Source organism: Halomonas sp. AOP27-A1-41 (genome assembly GCF_052378605.1).
GTDB lineage: Bacteria > Pseudomonadota > Gammaproteobacteria > Pseudomonadales > Halomonadaceae > Vreelandella > Vreelandella citrativorans.
Map to the genome: position 1 here is coordinate 250,719 of NZ_JBQSXT010000001.1, position 19,634 is coordinate 270,352.

The window sequence follows — 19,634 nt, forward strand, 5'->3', positions numbered from 1 at the left end:
GCTATCCACGCTGCGGCGACGTAGGCTATCTTGCATCGCTCACTGTAATAGCTAACTGAAATAGATCACAGAGAGGCAACATGGCTAACTATTCTACCAATGAATTCAAAGGCGGTTTAAAAGTAATGCTCGACGGTGATCCTTGCTCAATCGTTGAGAACGAATTGGTCAAGCCCGGCAAGGGTCAGGCGTTTAACCGCGTTAAGCTGCGTAACCTGATGACCGGCCGTGTAGGCGAGCGTACCTTTAAATCGGGTGATTCACTGGAAGGTGCAGATGTCATGGACCTGGAGATGGAGTACCTCTACACCGACGGTGACATGTGGCACTTTATGAAAACGGACGGCTCTTTTGAGCAGTACGCCGTAGAGAAAAAAGCGCTGGGCGATACTGTCAAATGGCTCAAAGAGCAGGTGCCTTATACGCTGACACTGTGGAACGACAAGGCAATTTCGGTGACGCCGCCCAACTTCATTGAGCTTGAAGTGGTCGAGACTGACCCAGGCCTGAAGGGCGATACGGCGCAGGGCGGCTCTAAACCCGCAACGCTCTCTTCGGGTGCTGTTGTTCGTGTACCTCTGTTTATCAACCAGGGCGAAGTGCTCAAAATCGATACGCGCTCCGGCGAGTACGTTTCTCGCGCTTGATAAGTACGTTTTTAAGCTAAGCGTTAAGTGAGTAGTTAAGTGCTTAGCCAAGTGGATAAAGCGGTAGGCTTTATTACGTACTTGGCGACATTTGTACTACCTTAGGGCCACGCATTTGCGTGGCTTTATTTTATTCAAGGAGCAGTGATGGCCATTGAGTGGCGACCAAATGCGCAAATTGAAACGCTACGCGAGCGAGCACGTCTTCTTTCAAAAGTGCGAGCATTTTTTTCCCAACGTGACGTGCTGGAAGTTGAAACGCCGGTGCTTGGGCAGGGCGGAAGTACCGATGTGCACCTGGTGTCACTTGCGACTCAAGCGCGCACTGATAAAGGTCAGCGGCGGTTATGGCTGCAAACCTCACCTGAATTTCATATGAAGCGTTTAGTGGCCGCGGGCAGTGGGCCCATTTTTCAGCTGGCGCGTAGTTTTCGTGATGGTGAAGTGGGCTCGCGCCATAACATTGAATTTACGATGCTTGAGTGGTACCGGCCAGGGTTGTCGCTTGGCGAACTGATCGACGAGACCACCACGCTGGTGGCCACGCTGTTACCTGCTTTTGCCGGGCCGGTAGTGCACTATCGTTATCGCGAGCTGTTTCATACTTGCTTGGCTGTCGACCCCTTCACAACGTCACTTGATAAGCTACGCGCGCTGGCCGCTGAGCGAGGCCGGATGCCTACCGGGGCGTTGGTGAACGAAGGCCGCGATACCTGCCTCGACCTTTTGATGAGCATGGTGATTGAGCCCACGTTGGGCCAGAACGAATTAAGCGTGGTAACGGACTATCCCGCCAGCCAGGCGGCGCTTGCCCGCCGACACCAGGATGTGGATGGAGAGTGGGTCGCGTCACGTTTTGAGCTTTACCTGAACGGTATTGAGCTGGCCAATGGGTATCACGAGCTAACCGATGCCACGGAGCAGCGCACTCGCTTTAGCGACGATAACGCTGAACGGCGACGCCTGGGGTTACCCGAGGTCGATGTTGATGAGCGTTTACTGGCAGCGCTTGAGCATGGCATGCCCGAATGCGCGGGCGTAGCGCTGGGAATTGACCGTTTAATTCAATTGGCATTGGGTAAAGCACGCCTTGAAGACGTGCTCACCTTTTCGACGCCTAATTGCTAACGCTAAGCGATAGGCGGGGCTGGCGGAAAATCACCGAGGGTTTGGCCCATTTGCACCATGGCTTCTGGCCGATAATCCTCACGCGTTGCTGGATTGCTAAACGTAACCGGCTTGGCAAAACACATCACAACGGTAGAGCCGAGTTTGAATAGTCCCATTTCCTCGCCGCGCTCAAGGGTGATGGTGTTGTCAAAACGTGTGTGTTGAGGCACGCCCGCCAGCGGTGTAACTTGCCCAGACCACACGGTTTCAATGGCGGCAACCACCATCGCGCCGACCAATACCATGGCAAATGGGCCGTGCTCTGAATCAAAAATGCATACCAAGCGTTCGTTGCGTGCAAACAGGTTCGGCACGTAGCTCGCAGTGGCTTTATTCACCGAGAAAATACGCCCAGGCACATAGATCATTTCTCGCAGCGTACCGGTCATGGGCATATGTACACGGTGATAGTCGCGTGGCGAGAGATAAACGGTCGCGAAACTGCCGCCCATAAACTCTTCTGCAAGCGCCGCATCCCCGCCCAGTAACGACTGTGCCGAATAGGTATGGCCCTTGGCTTGAACCAGCTGACCCGCCTGCAGGCGGCCATGGCGCGAAAGCGAGCCATCGGCCGGGCTTAAAATGCCTTGCCCCAGCGGGCGAGCATCCGCTTTTAAAGCGCGGGTAAAGAACGCGTTAAAATTGGCGTACGCCGTTGGGTCCGGCTCAAGTGCCTGGCTCATGTCGACGTTAAACCGCTTGATAAAGGCCTTGATCAGCATGTTTTTCAGCCAAGGCACCTCACTCTGCGCAAACGTGCCGGTCAGGCGCGAGATGGCATGATGGGGAAGCGGGTATTGGAGTAACGAGAAAGCTTTTTGAGGTAGCGTCACATTAATTACTTTTAGCAGTGGTTAAACGTCGTACCAGCCAAGCCGGTTACGTTACTTTTCGATCGGCGTATCGTCGCGGTTGCCCCATTCGCCCCAGGAGCCCGCATAGCCGCGTATATTAAACCCTAGCGCTTTACCCACCAGCCAGGTAAAGCTGCTGCGGTGGTGGCTCTGGCAGTGGGTGGCTACTTCCATATCGGGCGTTAGGCCCATGGCCCCAAGTTCGGTTATAAGCTCGGCGTAGTCGCGAATACGCAGGGAGCGGGTCCGGTCCATGGCGTTTAGCCAATCCATATTGACCGCACCTGGAATGTGGCCAAGATGCTTATTATTGCCTTGCTCGCCGTCATATTCACCCTTGGAGCGCGCATCCCAAACTGCAAACTGCTTGTCACCCAGTTTGGCTTTAATCTCATCACAGGTGATGAGTGCCTGCGGGTTTAAAATTTGTGCATGGTATTCGCTAGGCGAGGGGCGGGTTTGCTCCGTGCTTTCGAGCATACCGGCATCACGCCAGGCATGAATACCGCCATTTAAATAGGAGTAGCGGGTGTGGCCAATCAGCTCTAGCGTCCATAAAAGGCGCGCTGCCCAGCCGCCGCCTTCGTCATCATAGGCCACAACGTGAGTGTCGCGAGTAAGCCCCAATGCGCTGAATAGTTGCGATAAGAAGCCTACATCGGGAACGTCATTGGGCACCGGGCCTTCGCCGCGCATCAGGTAGCGAAAATCCAGATATACCGCGCCCGGCACATGCCCCTGTCGGTAATTATCCGGATTCACCGGCACATCAATGATCAAAAGCGCTGGTTGATCCAGGTGACCCTGTAACTGTTCTGGCTCAACGATCAGCGGTAGAAGATTTGACTCTGACGATGGGTGCTCGGTGCTCATGGTTAGCTCCTTTAAAATCAAGCGTCTAAACTATCGAGAATCCGGCGATAGCTGGCAAAACGTTCCGGGTGAATCTTGCCTTCCTCAACCGCTTCAAGTAAAGCGCAGCCTGGCTCCTCCCGATGACGGCAATCACGAAAACGGCAGTAGCCCAGGAAAGGGCGGAACTCGATAAAGCCGTCGGTCACGTCCTGTTCGGTCAAATGAATCAGGCCAAATTCCCGAATGCCGGGAGAGTCGATCAGTTCGCCATCGGTGACTTCATCGCGGTTCATGGTATAGAGCCGCGCGGTAGTCGTGGTGTGCGTGCCCTTGCGTGAATCTTCGGAAAGCGCGCCGATACGCAATGACTCACCGGGCAACAGCAGGTCAATTAGCGATGATTTACCCACGCCGCTTTGGCCCACAAACACCGAGGTACGGCCCTCAAGTTGCTGGCGTAAAGGGGCAAGCCCTTCTTCATTGGCTGTAGTGGTGCGCACCACCGGGTAGCCTAGCGCACGGTAGCGCTCCAGTAACTTGCCAAGCTCGCCGCCATCGTCTGGCAGCAGGTCGATTTTGTTGAGTACCAGAACCGGTGCGATAGCGGTGGCTTCAGCGGCGACTAGATAACGGTCAATCAAATTAGGGTGCGGCGCCGGCTCAACGGCAAAAACGATTAAAATCTGGTCGATATTGGCGGCGACCGGCTTGAGTTGGCCACGCGCGTCAGGGCGCTTGAGCACGGTGTCACGCTCTTCGCGGGCCACAACAACGCCGGAGCCCTCCTGGCCTGCCCGCCAGATTACTCGGTCGCCGGTTACCATACCGTCCAGATTAGCACGTAGATGGCAGCGTACCGGTGTGCCCTCGGCATTACGTACTTCCAGCGTTCGCCCGAAATGCGCCATCACCCGGCCGGGCTGTTCGGCGCCGTATTCGCCAGCAGCCAGCTTTTCTGCGTCGCGTACATCACGCTTTTCAGCGCGGCTAGCACGCTCTGCCTGGACTTTGTCGACTCGCCACTGCTGCTGGCGGCTTAATTTACGTTTGCTCATGACCACTCGATGCTCGGTACAATAGGGGATAGTGTACCTGTTAACTGACGCCGGGTAACTCGACCCGTTGGCTATCCTGGAGAAAAGCATGAGCAATAGTAACGAACCGCGCAGTGATCTGCTGGTCTGGATCGACCTGGAAATGACCGGCCTTGATCCTGATAAAGAGCGCATTATCGAAGTGGCAACGCTCGTTACCGATGCGGATTTAAACGTCGTGGCGGAAGGGCCGATAATTGCCGTTAAGCAGCCAGATAGTCTGTTGGCACAAATGGATGACTGGAACCAGAAGACCCACGGCGAGTCCGGCTTGGTCGCGCGCGTAAAAGCCAGCCAGAACGATACGGCCAGTGCCGAACAGCAGACACTGGAATTTTTGCGCCAGTACGTGGTGGCAGGCTCGTCGCCCATGTGCGGTAATAGCATCCATCAGGACCGACGCTTTTTGGAGCGTGAGATGCCAGCGCTGTGGCGTTTCTTCCACTACCGTAACCTGGATGTCTCAAGCGTGAAGGAGCTTGCCAAGCGCTGGAACCCGGGCGCGCTGGCAGGCTTTAGCAAGCGCAACGTGCACTTGGCAATGGACGATATCAAAGAGTCGATTGCTGAACTTGCCCACTACCGCAACACCTTTTTGCGCGTGGCAGGCGGGCAGGACGAAGAAGAGTAAGCCTCGGTTGAACGTTAGCTTGTCGCAATGCGTGCATCGCGCTTGAGGCGCTGTTCATCAAGCGCCCAGGCAACGTGTTCACGTACCAGAGCGCTGGGGTAAGCGCGCCGTGCCCACAGCGCGGCTTCAACGGCTTCGCTCCACGGTGCGTTGCCCAGGCCAATGGCAATATTGCGTAGCCAGCGTTCGTAGCCGATACGACGAATGGGACTGCCGGCGGTTTTGTCCAAAAATGCCTCTTCGCTCCAGCCAAACAGGCTGAGCAGGGAGGCGCGGTCCAGGTCGTGGCGGGGGGCAAAATCTTGCTCGTTACTCACGCGGGTGAAGCGTGTGAACGGACATACCAGTTGGCAGTCGTCGCAGCCATATACGCGGTTGCCCATGGCGCGGCGAAACTCAACCGGGATCGCTCCGTGTAGCTCAATCGTTAAATAGGAGATGCACTTGCGCGAATCCACCACTTTATCGTCAACAATCGCCCCTGTTGGGCAGGCGGTCTGACAAGCATCGCAGCTGCCGCAATGCTCACGCTCGTAGGGCGGGTCAACGGGGAGGGGCAGGTCGGTATAAAGCTCACCCAAAAAGAACAGAGAGCCTGCTTTTGGGTTGAGCAGCATGGCGTTTTTACCGAACCAGCCAAGGCCTGCCTTTTGCGCCAGGGCGCGCTCCATTACTGGGGCAGAATCTACAAAGGCACGGTAGCCAAAAGGGCCTACTTCCTGTTCGATTTTTTTACCCAGCTGAGCCAGGCGCTTACGTATTAGCTTGTGGTAGTCACGGCCCAATGCATAGCGTGATACATAGGCTTTTTGCGGCTGACCCAGCAGCCGAGTCGTTTCAACTTCGGGAGGTAAATAATCCATACGCACGCTGATGATTCGCAGCGTGCCCGGTTCAAGCTCGGCCGGGCGTGTACGTTTGGTGCCGTGCTTGTCCATAAAGCTCATCTCACCGTGATAACCTTTCTCAAGCCATGCGTTGAGATGCTGCTCATGCGTATCGAGCTGCGTATCGGTAATACCAACCTGCTGAAAGCCCAGCTCGCGGCCCCAGGTTTTGATGAGGTCAGCAAGATGGGTCAGTTGTTCAGTGGTCATGGTATGGCTTGAAAGTGAAGAAGCAGTGGAACAGGGCATTATCAGTCTACGGTCGAGCATTAGTCGCGCTATGCTAACGCAATTGGTCGCCATCACAACATGCGAAAGGAGATATCGTGTCCACCTTAAGTACTTCCTCGCTGCGCCCGCTATTCAAAGCGGAGCAGGTACGTGAACTGGACCGCCGTACCATTGCCGGTGGTATCGAAGGGTTTGCCCTAATGCAGCGGGCAGCGTCCAGTGCCTGGCATAGCTTTCGCGCGCGCTGGCCCCATGCGCGTAGCGTAACGGTGTTATGTGGTGGGGGAAATAACGCTGGCGATGGTCATGTACTGGCAGCGCTTGCCATTCAGTCAGGGCTTAAAGTGCAGCGTATTACGCTAAAGCCGTTGGATACACTGAAAGGTGATGTCGCCAGGGCTGCCGAGCTTGCAACCTCTGCCGGTGTTTCCTGCGAAGCGTGGCATGCCGATTGTGTGTTCTCGGGCGAGGTGATTGTTGATGCTCTGGTCGGTATCGGCCTTACCGGCAAGGTGACAGGGACAACGCAACAGGCGATTAAGGCGATCAACGCCGCTAAATGTCCTGTGCTGGCGATCGATATACCCTCTGGGTTAGCCGCGGATACGGGTGCGGTCCTTGGCGATGCTGTTCACGCCAATACTACCGTCACGTTTATTGGCGATAAAATAGGGCTACATACCGGTGAAGCGCCTGCCTATACGGGGGAGATTGATTTTCGCCCCCTGGGCGTTAAAGCGCAGGCCTTTTTTGATATTCCTCCTTGTGCGTGGCGGCTGGACGAAGGCTGGTTAACAGACGTCTTTGCGCCGCGCTCCCGCACCAGCCATAAAGGCGATATGGGACATGTGCTGGTCTTGGGCGGTGCTCCGGGGTTTGGTGGTGCAGCGCTGTTGGCTTCCCAAGCGGCGGTACGCTTAGGCGCTGGCAAAGTAAGCCTGGCAACCGCACCAGAGCATACCATCGCGAGTTTGATGCGTTGCCCGGAAGTAATGGCGCACGGTGTACGCGGCGGCGCTGATTTAAACGAACTTCCGCAAAAAGCCGATGTTCTGGTGGTGGGGCCGGGGATGGGGCAAGCCGCTTGGGGGCAGGCTGTGTTGCAGCACGCGCTGGCATCGGGCTCTCCGCTGGTCGTCGATGCCGATGGGCTTAATTTACTCGCCAGCCACTGGCCGAGCGAGCGTCGTGATAACTGGATTTTAACGCCGCACCCTGGCGAAGCTGCCCGGTTGCTTGAGTGTAGCGTCGCCGATGTGCAGGCTGACCGGCCTGCCGCTGCGCGTGAGCTGCAGCGTAGACGAGGAGGCGTTGTTGTTCTAAAAGGCTCGGGGAGCTTGATTGCCGGGCCCGGTGGCTTGGTTGTATGTCCTTACGGAAACCCCGGTATGGCCAGTGGTGGAATGGGTGACGTGCTCAGCGGTATGCTCGGCGCCTTGGTCGCCCAGCGAACAGAGATAGAGAGTAGTGCCTGGCTAGGCGTTATGGTGCATGCGCTAGCCGCCGACCGCGCCGCACAGGCACAAGGAGAACGTGGCTTGCTGGCAAGTGATCTGGCATCCTATGCACGAGTATTGATCAACCCGTGAAGGCAGCCCACATGCAGGTGCAATTGGAAAATGAAGAAGCGCAGGTCGCTTTTGGTGAAGCGCTGGGAAGTGCATTGCAGGGGCGTGGGCGTGTTTACCTGGAAGGTGACCTGGGCGCCGGTAAAACGACATTAACACGTGGAGTTTTAAGGGCTTATGGGCATCTGGGGGCAGTCAAAAGCCCTACCTATACCCTCGTGGAGCCTTATGAGCTGGGCACACAGCGCATTTATCATTTAGATCTCTATCGTTTATCTGACCCTGAGGAGCTTGAGTTTATCGGCGGTCGTGATGTGCTGGCGGACGACGCTCTATGTATTGTTGAGTGGCCAAGTCGCGGCGAGGGATGGCTGCCAGCTCCCGATATTTTCTTATCACTTACGGTAGCGGGTGCAGGGCGCGAGGCGACGTTGAACGCACTCAGTGAGTACGGTGAGTGCGTCCTTAATGGGCTGCAGTCAAGACAATCGTTTAAGCAGTCAGAAGACGGTGCCACTTCATGGTAACTAGCAACGAATTCACCGGCCTGGCCCGGTATCTCATGCCTGGGCTGATGGCGCTAATGGCGAGCGTTTCTTCTGTACAGGCCGCTGATGTTGAAAGCATGCGATTATGGGCCGCCCCCGACCACGCGCGGCTGGTATTTGATCTTTCCGGCGTCACTCAGGCGAATGTTTTTTCCCTGTCGGACCCCGAGCGCTTGGTGATTGATTTGGAGGAGAGCCAGCTAAAAACGGATGCCTCCACATTGCCGCTAGATGGCAGCGCGATTGAGGTTGTGCGGACCGGACCGCGGGATGGGGGTGGTTTGCGCGTGGTGCTGGAACTCAATCGCTTAGTGGAACCGCGCCACTTTGTGTTGCCGCCTAATGACCAATATGGTCACCGCTTGGTGGTAGACCTTGAGTATCCCGGCGAGAGTGCCGTTGAAAACCCGATTGATCCGATAGAAGCGATGATTCGTGATCAGGAAATGCTGGCGCAGCGAAACGATGTTCAGGCTCAATTGCCGGATAGCCAAGCGTCGCCTGGAACGCAAAGCCCTGAGCCGGCCGAAGTTCAGCCCGCCCAGCCGCACCCCCAACGCGATGTTATTATTGCCGTTGATGCTGGTCACGGTGGTGAAGATCCGGGTGCTATTGGCCCTGGCGGTACGCGAGAAAAAGACGTCGTGCTGGATATCGGGCGTCGGTTGGCTGCCAAAATCAATGCCACGCCGGGCTATAAAGCGGTGCTTATTCGTGATGGTGATTATTACATAGGCTTGCGGCAACGTACCCAGCTTGCCCGTGAGCAAAAGGCCGATTTCTTTGTGTCGGTTCACGCCGATGCATTTAACAGTCCGCGCCCCGAGGGCAGCTCGGTATACGCGCTTTCGCAGCGTGGCGCTACGTCAGAAACAGCCCAGTGGCTTGCCGACAGCGAAAACCGCGCTGACCTGATTGGAGGGGTGGATGGCAACCTTTCGCTGCGTGATAAGGATCAAGTGCTCCGCGGCGTTTTGCTTGATTTAACCATGACCGCCACGCTGAACGATTCGCTGTCTATTGGCGGGCAGGTACTTGAGCAGTTGGGGCGGATTAATCGGTTGCACAAATCCCGCGTTGAGCAGGCCGGCTTTATGGTACTTAAATCGCCTGATATTCCTTCGCTATTGGTTGAGGTTGGCTTTATTTCCAACCCCAGTGAAGAGCGTCGACTGCGTGATCCCGTTCATCAGCAGGGGCTTGCGGATGCGATTTTTTCCGGGTTAAACGCGCATTTTGAACGTAACCCGCCACCGGCGAGCCTGCTTGCCTGGCAGCGCGATAATCATCGCCAGCCTACGGGGAATGAGTACCGTATTCAGTCAGGCGATACGCTCTCTTCGATTGCGCTGCGCCACGGTGTGCCAGTGGGCCAGCTGCGCCAAGCTAATGATTTGAATGGCGACGTTATTCGCGTGGGCCAAGTATTACGTATTCCCAACTCTTGAGGTGTCTGGTGTCCGAGTCGAGTTCTTTGCCATCACGTATTCATGTACTCGACCCCCGCTTGGCCAACCAAATCGCCGCGGGGGAGGTTGTCGAACGTCCATCGTCGGTAACCAAGGAGCTGGTGGAAAATGCCATTGATGCGGGAAGTCAGCGCATCGAGGTTGAGATCGAGCAGGGCGGTGCGCGATTAATTAAAGTACGCGATGACGGCATCGGTATTCGTGAGCAGGACTTGCCGCTGGCGCTTGCACGCCATGCCACCAGCAAAATCGGAAGTCTTGAGGACTTGGAGGGCGTCGGTTCTCTGGGGTTTCGTGGCGAGGCGCTGGCCTCAATAAGCTCTGTCTCTCGGTTGGAGCTTGTGTCCAATGCGGAAGAGGACCCGCGAACCGGCTGGCGAGTGGTGGCCGAAGGGCGAGGGATGGAGGCGCGAGTAACGCCTGCACCACACCCACGAGGCACCAGCGTTGCGGTGCGTGATTTGTTCTTCAATACGCCTGCGCGGCGCAAGTTCTTACGTACTGAAAAGACCGAGTTAGCCCACGTGGAAGAGGCTTTTCGGCGTCAGGCACTGTCGCGTTACGACATCACCTGGGTGCTCCGTCATAACCAGAAGGTAGTCCACCAGCTACCTGCTGGGCATACGGCGGCGGCTCAGGAGCGGCGTATCGCCTCGCTGCTGGGTAAGAATTTTATTGAGCATGCACGCTATATTGAGCGCGAAGCTGGTGGTCTGCGCCTAAGCGGTTGGGTGGGCTTGCCCACACATTCACGCTCTCAGGCCGATCAGCAGTACTTTTTTGTTAACGGGCGTGTGGTGCGTGACCGCCTGGTGGCCCATGCCGTGCGCCAGGCCTACCGGGACGTGCTCTATAACGGCCGCCATCCTGTGTTTGTACTCTACCTGACACTGGACCCTGATGTGGTCGACGTGAATGTTCATCCCACCAAGCATGAAGTGCGCTTTCGTGATGGGCGCATGGTGCATGATTTTCTCTACTCAAGTCTGCACCACTGCCTGGCGGCGTCTAAGCCAGCGCAAGAAAGTGATGGTGATGCCAGTGATGCCTCGGAGCATTCAGCAGAAGGCGTGAATGGTGCCGCTGCCGAACCTGAGCAGACCGATTCTACCCGGTGGCAGCAGCAAGGCATGGCGCTTTCTCAAGCGCCTGACCGTCACCCGGGGGCTGAAAAAGTACGCCGCTTTATGCAGGGCTATCAGGCCTTGCACCCTAATCATGAGGATACGCTGCTTACGCCGCAGCCGCCGGGTGCATGGGCTGGTAGTCACCAGTCTGTCAGCGAGGTGCGCGAAGCACCTGTGGTAATGCCTGAAAGTGATCCTACCAGTGCACCGCCGCTAGGCTTTGCATTGGGGCAACTGCATGGGATTTATATTCTTGCACAAAATGCCCAAGGACTCGTGCTGGTGGATATGCACGCCGCCCATGAGCGTATTGTCTACGAGCGGATGAAAAATCAGCTGGCAGCCGCCAGTGGCATTGATACGCAGCCGCTGTTGGTGCCCGTATCACTTGCCGCCAGCCGCACGGAAGTGGCAACGGCAGAAAGTGAGCAGAAAGCCATTTCTCAATTGGGGATTGAGCTGGATGTTGCAGGGCCGGAAACGCTGCTGGTGCGCCAGTTACCCGCGCTTTTGGCCCAGGCTGACCCGGAAGCACTGGTGCGAGAAATGCTTGAAGAGCTTGCCCGTTTTGGGCGCAGCCATCAGGTAGAAACACGTATTCATGAGCTGCTTTCCACTATGGCATGCCACGGTAGCGTGCGTGCGAATCGACGGCTAACCATTGAAGAGATGAATGGATTGCTGCGTGATATGGAGCGCACCGAGCGTAGCGATCAGTGTAATCATGGTCGGCCTACCTGGACACAAATGAACCTAAAAGCGCTTGATCGGTTGTTTTTGCGCGGACAGTAGCGGTGCTGCCAGATGTTGCCAAGTGGCGGCTGGCTGAATTAATTCCTGTTATTTTTTGGCGGAGTTTGCCACGGTATGGCTGATACACGCCCTTGGGCGATTTTTTTAATGGGTCCCACAGCGGCCGGAAAAACCGATACGGCAATCGCGCTGCACGAGCGGCTAGGGCATGAGCTAATCAGCGTGGATTCCGCAATGGTCTACCGCGGTATGAATATTGGTAGTGCTAAGCCCAGTGCTGCTGAGCTTGCCCGTGCACCCCATCGGTTAATAGATCTACGTGATCCTGCAGAGCCCTATTCAGCCGCTGATTTTCGAGAAGATGCGCTTAGTGAGATGCGGCAAATCAGCGCAGCGGGCAAGGTGCCACTGCTAGTGGGCGGCACCATGCTTTACTACAAGCGCCTGGTTGAAGGGGTCGCAAATATGCCTGCGGCGGACCCCGCTATTCGCGAGCAGCTAGCCAAACAGCGTGAAAGTGAAGGCCTGGAGTCGCTGCATAAAAAGCTGATGGATGTGGATTCTGTGTCGGCTCAGCGCATCCATCCCAATGATCCTCAACGCTTAATGCGCGCACTCGAAGTTTATTACGCCAGTGGGCGCTCAATGAGTGAACTGTGGGGTGAGCAGCAGCCAGAGCCTTTCCCTTGGCGCGTGCTATCCATTGCGTTGGCGCCAGACGACAGACGTGTTTTACACGCACGTATTGAAAAACGTTTTGCCGCTATGCTTGAGGAGGGCTTGATAGATGAGGTGGCCGCCCTCAAAAAGCGTAGTGACCTGCAGCTGGAACTGCCCGCCATGAAAAGCGTTGGTTATCGTCAGGTGTGGGAGTATCTGAACGGTGAGTACGACTATGCTGTCTTAAAGGAGCGCGGCGTAATTGCTACTCGCCAGCTCGCCAAGCGTCAGCTAACCTGGTTAAGAAGCTGGTCTAATCTTACCTGGATTGATTCGCAGCAGTTGGACGTGGTGGATAAGACGCTGAAATTCGTGCGTGAAAGCGGTGCTTAGCGTAAGATAGTGGTTTCGTGAGCGTGTGTTTTTGAGTAGCCGAAGGGCGCTTTCAACCACACGGGCCTTTCGGGCAAATAGATTGCGGCGTAGCACCAGTAGGGCACGCCATTTAACAACCAACCCCAACGACAGTTTAGGGAGAGCAACATGTCCAAAGGGCAGTCCCTTCAAGATCCTTACTTGAATATTTTGCGCAAAGAGCGCATTCCGGTCTCCATCTTTTTGGTAAATGGCATTAAGCTTCAAGGCCAGATCGAATCGTTTGACCAGTTTGTTATTCTGCTGCGTAACACCGTTAGTCAGATGGTTTATAAACATGCTATTTCCACGGTGGTGCCTTCGCGTAATGTGCGTTTGCCGGCACAAGACCCGGCCGCGCCTGATGCGGATATTTAACACCGCTGGATGAGCAATAGAGTCCTCGAGGTATTGATTGTTTTTTGAACGCCCAGAAGCCGGTGAAACGGCAGTTCTTGTCCACGTTGATTTTCATGACGAACAAGCACGTGAAGACCCGGGTGAGTTCTTAGAGCTCGTGCGCTCTGCAGGTGCAGAGCCCGCGACGCTGCTCACCGCTAGTCGTCAGCGCCCTGATTCACGAACCTTTGTGGGTTCGGGAAAGCTGGAAGAGTTGCGAGCGATGCTCGCGGCTCATGAGGCGGAGCTGGTGATCTTCAATCATAGTTTAAGTCCTTCCCAGCAGCGCAACCTTGAGAAAGAACTCAAGTGCCGAGTCCTTGACCGTACGGGTCTGATTCTCGATATTTTTGCGCAACGGGCACGAACCCATGAGGGTAAGCTGCAGGTCGAGCTTGCTCAGCTAGAGTATATGTCTACTCGCCTTGTGCGTGGGTGGACGCACCTTGAGCGCCAAAAAGGCGGGATTGGCTTGCGTGGGCCCGGCGAAACGCAGCTGGAAACCGACCGCCGTTTATTAAGAGGGCGTATTAAGTCAATCAATAAGCGATTGGATAAAGTGCGTAGCCAGCGTGAGCAGAACCGCCGCGCCCGTGCACGTGCGGAAATCCACAGTGTGTCGCTGGTCGGGTATACCAACGCAGGCAAATCGACGCTGTTTAATACGTTAACCAATGCCGATGTGTATGCCGCTGACCAATTGTTTGCAACACTGGACCCGACACTGAGGCGCCTTGAGATCGAAGACGTGGGCCCGGTGGTGATGGCGGATACAGTAGGGTTTATCCGGCATTTGCCCCATAAGCTTGTTGAGGCGTTCCAGGCGACGCTTCAGGAGGCAGCGGAAGCCACCTTGCTTGTGCATGTGATTGATGCAGCTGACCCTGATCGCGAGCTAAACGTTGGCCAGGTAGAGCACGTATTGAAAGAGATTGGCGCCGATAGAGTGCCGGTTCTCAAGGTAATGAATAAAATCGACAAGCTTGATAGCGCGCCGCGTATTGAGCGTGATGGGCATGGTGTGCCTGAAGTGGTGTGGTTGTCTGCTCAACAAGGCCAAGGTCTTGAGCTACTTCATGAAGCGCTTACTGAGCGCTTGGCTGGCGATGTCATCGGATTTTCGCTGACACTGACGCCAGAACAGGGCAAGCTGCGGGCAGGACTTCATGAGCTAAACGCCGTGCGTCAGGAGATATTTGATGAGCAGGGGCGCTCTGTATTGGATGTTCGACTACCGCGTCGCGACTTTAACCAATTAATGGCGCAGCTGGATGAGCGCGCTAACACCTATTTGCCTGTAGCATTACGTGAAGTTGACGAGTGGTAGGTCCTTGCTTTTCTACTCGTGTAAGGGATGGTAATAACAGTTTGATATAGCAATAATTTCAATAAAGCGCATGGAGCTTGCCGAAGGCATGCCATGCGCAGATGAGCACCTTAGTGGAGACGAAGTATGGCCTGGAATGAGCCTGGTGGTGGCAACCAGCACGACCCATGGAGTGGTGGTGGTCGACGGGGTGGCAACGACGGTGATAACCGTGGTGGCAACGACGGCGGTAATCGGGGCGGGAATAATGGGGGTAATAACCAAGGCCCTCCTGACCTTGATGAAGCGCTCAAGAAGTTTCAAGACAAGCTGAACGGCATGCTGGGCGGCGGCAGTAAAAAAGGCAACGGAAACAAGCGGAACAGTGGAAGCGGTGGTGGTAAACCACGTAATACGCTTGCATTGCCGGGCCTTTTAGTTGTGGTTGCGCTAGCGATTTGGGCAGCCTCCGGCTTCTATCTGGTGGATCAGTCTGAGCGTGGCGTTGTTTTACGTTTTGGTGAGTACCAGAGCGTTGTTGGGCCGGGCCTTCACTGGAATCCGCCGTTGATTGACGATGTCCGCATGGTGAATGTCACGCGTGTTCGCTCTGTGTCACAAACCCAGGCGATGCTGACGCGCGATGAAAACATCGTGGAAGTGGAAATATCGGCGCAGTACCAGGTCGCAAATCCGCAAGATTTTGTTCTCAATGTGCGTGATCCTGCACTGTCCATGGAAAATGCGCTTGATTCTGCTTTGCGTCACGTTGTAGGTGGCACAGACATGATCGATATCCTGACCTCAGGGCGTGAAATCCTGGGCAGCTCGGTCGCTAGCCGCTTGCAGTCCTATCTTGATGCGTATGGAGCGGGTATCCGTTTACAAACCATTAACATTGAGTCGACTTCCGCGCCTGCGCCGGTTATCGACGCATTCGATGACGTAATTCGTGCTCGCGAAGACCGCCAGCGTACCATTAACGAAGGCATGGCTTACGCTAACGCCATTATCCCGGCCGCTCAGGGTCAAGCCCAACGCGTGGTTGAGCAAGGCCAAGGGTATCGTGAGTCAGTCGTGGCCGAAGCTCAGGGTCAAGCGAATCGCTTCAATGCCTTGTTAACAGAGTACCAAAATGCGCCAGAGGTAATGCGTGAGCGGATGTACCTGGATACGCTTGAAAGCGTCTACGGCGGTACGCCCAAGGTACTCATGGATGTAAGTGAAAATGCACCGCTAATGTATCTGCCGCTTGATCAAATGCGTGGCAATAGTGGGCGCAGCAATAGCGCATCAAGCGCTAATGACAGTGGCTCAGGCAGTGAGGAGTTGGATCCGCGTGTTGTAGAAAGTTTACGTGGAAGCCAAACGACGAATTCTTCATCTTCAAGTAGTAGCTCTATTCGCAGGGAGGGCCGGTAAATGATTAATAATCGATCCCTGCTGATCGTTGGTGGCTTGGCTGTTGTCGCGTGGTTGGCAAGTAATTCGCTGTATGTTGTTGATGAGACACAGCGTGCCGTAAAACTGCGCTTTGGTGAGGTTATTGAAGAGAATATTCAGCCTGGCCTGCATGTCAAAATACCGGTTGCTCAAACGATCCGTAAGTTTGATACGCGCCTGCTGACGCTGGATACCGATACCAGCCGTTATCTGACGCTTGAGCAAAAAGCGGTTATCGTCGACTCCTACGTTAAATGGCAGGTGGTTAATCCTACCCGCTACTACGAGGCAACGGCAGGCGATGAAATGATGGCGATCCGCCTTATTCAGCCACGTGTTGACGAGAGCTTACGTAACGAGTTTGGCCGTCTTAATCTGCAGGAAATCATTGCCGAGCGCCGTGATGACCTGATGATTGGCCCTACCGAAGAGCTGGATAGCCTGATGCGTGATGAGCTGGGTGTCGCTATCCGCGATATTCGCATCAAGCGTATTGATTTACCTGAAGACGTATCAGCGGCAGTCTTTGAGCGGATGCGCTCTGAGCGTGAGCGCGAAGCCCGCGAATGGCGTGCCCAGGGGCAGGAAGAAGCGGAGCGTATTCGCGCTAATGCTGACCGTCGTCGCCACGTACTTATCGCTCAGGCAAATGAGCGTGCAGAGACGCTGCGCGGTGAAGGTGATGCTCAGGCGGCCAGTATCTTTTCTGAAGCGTATGGCCAGGATCAGGAATTTTTCTCCTTTTGGCGTAGCTTGAATGCTTACCGCGACAGCTTCTCGGGCGACGGTGATATGCTGATATTAGACCCCAGCAGCGACTTTTTCCGTTACCTGCGCAGTGCTAATCCTAACGGGCAAGCAGGCGGAGAAGAGTAAGTTGGCATAGGGGTGAATTTTGCCATGAAGCAGAACGCATGGCGGGGTTCATCCCTTGAGCAAACGTGGTAGACTTAATTGAACCGGGCGTCGCCCGGTTTTTTTGTGGCCCTCATTTAACGTTAATGCGTCAAGCGCGTATTCATCGACTCCAGGGCCTTCATCGTCTTGCAGGATTGTTTACATGACCATCGCTGACCGCTGGCTGTTGCCCGACGGCATGGATGAGGTGCTACCGCCTCAGGCAAGCCGCATGGAAGAGCTGCGCCGCGCGCTGCTTGATCTTTATCATTGCTGGGGCTATGACCAGGTCATGCCACCACCGGTGGAGTTTCTAGACTCCTTGTTGACCGGTACCGGTACTGACCTTGATCTGCAAACCTTTAAGCTAACAGACCAATTAACCGGCCGTATGATGGGCGCCTCGGCAGATGTTACGCCGCAGGTGGCGCGTATGGATGCCCACTCGCTCAAACGCCAAGGGCCCGTTCGGCTGTGCTACTGCACGAACGTACTGCGCGCTAAAGCTGATCAGCATCAGGGCGGACGCAGCCCTGTTCAGGTCGGCGTCGAACTGTTTGGCCATGCTGGGTTAGAGGCCGATAGTGAAATCATTCATTTGGCGCTCGCCAGTTTAAAAGCCGCAGGCGCAGGTGAAATACATCTGGCTCTTGGGCACATCGGCATTTACCGTAGTTTGGTAGACGCTGCCGCGCTTAATAATGAGCAGGAGAGCACGCTGTTTGAGGCACTGGCACTCAAGTCGCCGGGACAATTGGCGGAGCAAGTTAACGCAAGCGTCAGCGACCCGGTACTGGCCGATATGTTTATGGCGCTAGGTGAGTTGCACGGCGACGCCAGTATACTTGAGCAAGCACGCGAGCGCTTTGCAGGTGCTCCGGCCTCTGTAACCGCCGCGCTTGATCAGTTAAGTGCGCTGTATCAGGGCGTGTTGGCTCGCTTTGACGTGTCGCTCTATTTTGATCTTGCCGAGTTGCGTGGGTATCAATACCACACAGGCATGATGTTTGCCGCTTATGTGCCAGGTTACGGCCATGCGCTTGCAAAGGGTGGCCGCTATGATGATACGGGGCGCGCCTTTGGGCGTGCACGTCCGGCTACTGGCTTTTCGATGGATTTAAAGCAGTTGGCATCATTGGCCTTGGCATCGCCAGGCAACGGCGCCATTTGGGCGCCTGCCCAAGAGGAAGAGTCTCTCAACGCTGCCATAGTTGCACTGCGAGAGCAGGGAGAACGCGTTATTCAAGCGCTGCCTGGGCAGCGTACTGGGCCGGCGGAGCACAAGTGTGACCGCCGTCTTGAGTTTATCGATGGCTGTTGGCAGACAACGGCCCTGACACAAGAGACGAGTGCATAATGGGTAAGAATGTCGTAGTCCTGGGCACCCAATGGGGTGATGAAGGCAAAGGCAAGATTGTTGACCTGCTCACCGAGTCAGCGGCGGCGGTAGTGCGTTTTCAGGGTGGCCATAATGCGGGCCACACGCTGGTAATCGACGGTGAAAAAACGGTGCTTCATCTCATTCCGTCGGGTGTCCTGCGTCCGGGTAAAACCTGCGTAATCGGCAACGGGGTGGTGCTTTCGCCTGAAGCGCTGATCAAAGAGATCCGCGAGCTTGAAGATAAAGGTGTACCGGTGCGTGAGCGCCTGCGCCTTTCACCCGCCTGCCCGCTGATTTTGCCTTACCACGTGCGCCTTGATCAGGCCCGCGAAAAAGCCCGTGGCGTTGCCAAGATTGGCACAACGGGTCGAGGCATTGGTCCGGCTTACGAAGATAAAGTGGCACGCCGTGGCTTGCGCTTGGGCGATATGCTTCATCGGGAACGGTTTGCCTCCAAGCTGGGCGAAGTGCTGGATTACCACAACTTCGTATTGGTTAACTACCACGGTGAACCCGCCGTCGACTTCCAGGAAGTGCTGGACAGCGCCATGCAAATGGCTGATGAGCTTCGTCCGATGGTATGCGATACCGTGAGCATGGTTCACGACCTGCGCAAGGCGGGTGAGAATATTCTGTTTGAGGGCGCCCAAGGCTCGCTACTGGATATCGACCACGGCACGTACCCGTTTGTTACCAGCTCCAACACCACGGCTGGCGGCACGGCCACGGGGTCTGGTGTCGGCCCGCTTTACCTGGATTACGTGCTGGGTATTACCAAAGCGTATACCACGCGCGTGGGCTCGGGGCCGTTCCCTACTGAGCTGTTCGACGACCATGGCCGTCACCTGGCTGAGCGTGGCCACGAATTTGGCGCCACCACGGGTCGTCCACGCCGTTGCGGTTGGTTTGATGCTGTGGCCCTGCGTCATGCGGTACAAATTAACTCAATATCCGGCATCTGCCTGACCAAGCTTGACGTGCTCGATGGTCTGGAAAATATTCGGGTGTGCGTGGGCTATCGCAGTAAAGATGGTGACGTGCTGGACAACCCGGTTGATTCTGAAGGCTACGAAGCCATAGAGCCGCTTTATCAGGATTTACCAGGCTGGAAAGAGTCGACGCTGGGTGCTAAAAACGTCGACGACTTGCCGGCCAATGCCCGCGCTTACATCAGTTTCCTGGAAGAGCAAGTGGGCACCAGTATTGATATTATTTCAACGGGTCCAGACCGTGTTGAAACCATCGTACTGCGCAATCCGTTTGACGGCGAATAATCCGCTGTCGTCGAATAACACTCGCT

Annotated in this window: 18 protein-coding genes; 14 read left to right on the top strand and 4 right to left on the bottom strand. The window is 55.6% G+C overall.

The window, feature by feature from the left end:
* The first annotated feature begins 80 nt into the window (after positions 1-80).
* Together efp and epmA are read left to right on the top strand one after the other, a co-directional pair.
* Positions 81-647 carry an elongation factor P gene (gene efp, locus ACT3TC_RS01055; protein WP_172116269.1) on the top strand — a complete coding sequence of 189 codons (567 nt, stop codon included), beginning with the start codon at positions 81-83 and terminating at the stop codon, positions 645-647.
* A 147-nt stretch (positions 648-794) separates the two neighbouring features.
* On the top strand, positions 795-1,775 hold the full coding sequence (gene epmA / locus ACT3TC_RS01060; RefSeq protein ID WP_444627239.1) for an EF-P lysine aminoacylase EpmA: 981 nt from the start codon (positions 795-797) through the stop codon (positions 1,773-1,775).
* 2 nt (positions 1,776-1,777) lie between these two features.
* Here the strand turns inward: epmA and asd are convergent, their stop codons facing one another.
* From asd to rsgA, 3 genes are read right to left on the bottom strand one after another with little or no spacing between them, the layout of a single operon-like run.
* Positions 1,778-2,650, bottom strand: coding sequence for an archaetidylserine decarboxylase (asd, locus tag ACT3TC_RS01065; protein ID WP_444638819.1), 873 nt, complete (start codon positions 2,648-2,650; stop codon positions 1,778-1,780).
* Between the two features lie 51 nt (positions 2,651-2,701).
* Positions 2,702-3,544 carry a sulfurtransferase gene (locus ACT3TC_RS01070; RefSeq protein ID WP_444638820.1) on the bottom strand — a complete coding sequence of 281 codons (843 nt, stop codon included), beginning with the start codon at positions 3,542-3,544 and terminating at the stop codon, positions 2,702-2,704.
* A 17-nt stretch (positions 3,545-3,561) separates the two neighbouring features.
* Positions 3,562-4,581 (bottom strand): small ribosomal subunit biogenesis GTPase RsgA, encoded by a 1,020-nt coding sequence (rsgA, locus tag ACT3TC_RS01075; RefSeq protein ID WP_444630060.1) that lies wholly within the window; start codon positions 4,579-4,581, stop codon positions 3,562-3,564.
* An 88-nt stretch (positions 4,582-4,669) separates the two neighbouring features.
* On the opposite strand from rsgA, the gene orn reads away from it, so the two are divergent.
* A complete protein-coding gene (orn, locus tag ACT3TC_RS01080; protein ID WP_444638821.1) occupies positions 4,670-5,251 on the top strand; it encodes an oligoribonuclease in 582 nt (193 codons plus the stop codon).
* 14 nt (positions 5,252-5,265) lie between these two features.
* On the opposite strand, the gene queG is transcribed toward orn, so the two are convergent.
* Positions 5,266-6,348 carry a tRNA epoxyqueuosine(34) reductase QueG gene (gene queG, locus ACT3TC_RS01085; protein ID WP_444638822.1) on the bottom strand — a complete coding sequence of 361 codons (1,083 nt, stop codon included), beginning with the start codon at positions 6,346-6,348 and terminating at the stop codon, positions 5,266-5,268.
* Between the two features lie 116 nt (positions 6,349-6,464).
* Between queG and ACT3TC_RS01090 the strand changes: the two genes are divergently transcribed.
* The 11 genes from ACT3TC_RS01090 (at position 6,465) to ACT3TC_RS01140 (ending at position 19,608) form a co-directional block, all read left to right on the top strand.
* Positions 6,465-7,958, top strand: a complete 1,494-nt coding sequence (locus ACT3TC_RS01090; RefSeq protein ID WP_444638823.1) for an NAD(P)H-hydrate dehydratase — start codon at positions 6,465-6,467, stop codon at positions 7,956-7,958.
* A gap of 11 nt (positions 7,959-7,969) precedes the next feature.
* A complete protein-coding gene (gene tsaE / locus ACT3TC_RS01095; RefSeq protein WP_172116277.1) occupies positions 7,970-8,464 on the top strand; it encodes a tRNA (adenosine(37)-N6)-threonylcarbamoyltransferase complex ATPase subunit type 1 TsaE in 495 nt (164 codons plus the stop codon).
* Entirely contained in the window at positions 8,458-9,933 is a 1,476-nt protein-coding gene (locus tag ACT3TC_RS01100) for an N-acetylmuramoyl-L-alanine amidase (RefSeq protein WP_172116278.1), read from the top strand. Before tsaE ends, ACT3TC_RS01100 begins: the two co-directional genes overlap by 7 nt.
* A gap of 8 nt (positions 9,934-9,941) precedes the next feature.
* Positions 9,942-11,873: a DNA mismatch repair endonuclease MutL gene (gene mutL, locus ACT3TC_RS01105; protein ID WP_444638824.1), complete on the top strand. Its 1,932-nt coding sequence runs from the start codon at positions 9,942-9,944 to the stop codon at positions 11,871-11,873.
* A gap of 75 nt (positions 11,874-11,948) precedes the next feature.
* Positions 11,949-12,887, top strand: a complete 939-nt coding sequence (gene miaA, locus ACT3TC_RS01110; RefSeq protein ID WP_444638825.1) for a tRNA (adenosine(37)-N6)-dimethylallyltransferase MiaA — start codon at positions 11,949-11,951, stop codon at positions 12,885-12,887.
* Positions 12,888-13,037: 150 nt separating this feature from the next.
* Complete coding sequence (hfq, locus tag ACT3TC_RS01115; protein WP_009099947.1) at positions 13,038-13,286, top strand: RNA chaperone Hfq; 249 nt, start codon at positions 13,038-13,040, stop codon at positions 13,284-13,286.
* Between the two features lie 37 nt (positions 13,287-13,323).
* Positions 13,324-14,634, top strand: coding sequence for a ribosome rescue GTPase HflX (hflX, locus tag ACT3TC_RS01120; protein WP_444638827.1), 1,311 nt, complete (start codon positions 13,324-13,326; stop codon positions 14,632-14,634).
* Positions 14,635-14,760: 126 nt separating this feature from the next.
* On the top strand, positions 14,761-16,035 hold the full coding sequence (gene hflK, locus ACT3TC_RS01125) for an FtsH protease activity modulator HflK (protein ID WP_192526309.1): 1,275 nt from the start codon (positions 14,761-14,763) through the stop codon (positions 16,033-16,035).
* The gene (gene hflC, locus ACT3TC_RS01130; RefSeq protein ID WP_444638828.1) at positions 16,036-16,932 is read left to right on the top strand and encodes a protease modulator HflC; all 897 of its coding nucleotides are present in this window, start codon (positions 16,036-16,038) and stop codon (positions 16,930-16,932) included. It abuts the gene before it with no gap.
* A 184-nt stretch (positions 16,933-17,116) separates the two neighbouring features.
* Positions 17,117-18,310 (top strand): ATP phosphoribosyltransferase regulatory subunit, encoded by a 1,194-nt coding sequence (locus ACT3TC_RS01135; RefSeq protein ID WP_172116284.1) that lies wholly within the window; start codon positions 17,117-17,119, stop codon positions 18,308-18,310.
* On the top strand, positions 18,310-19,608 hold the full coding sequence (locus ACT3TC_RS01140; protein WP_193053829.1) for an adenylosuccinate synthase: 1,299 nt from the start codon (positions 18,310-18,312) through the stop codon (positions 19,606-19,608). Before ACT3TC_RS01135 ends, ACT3TC_RS01140 begins: the two co-directional genes overlap by 1 nt.
* Positions 19,609-19,634 lie beyond the last annotated feature (26 nt).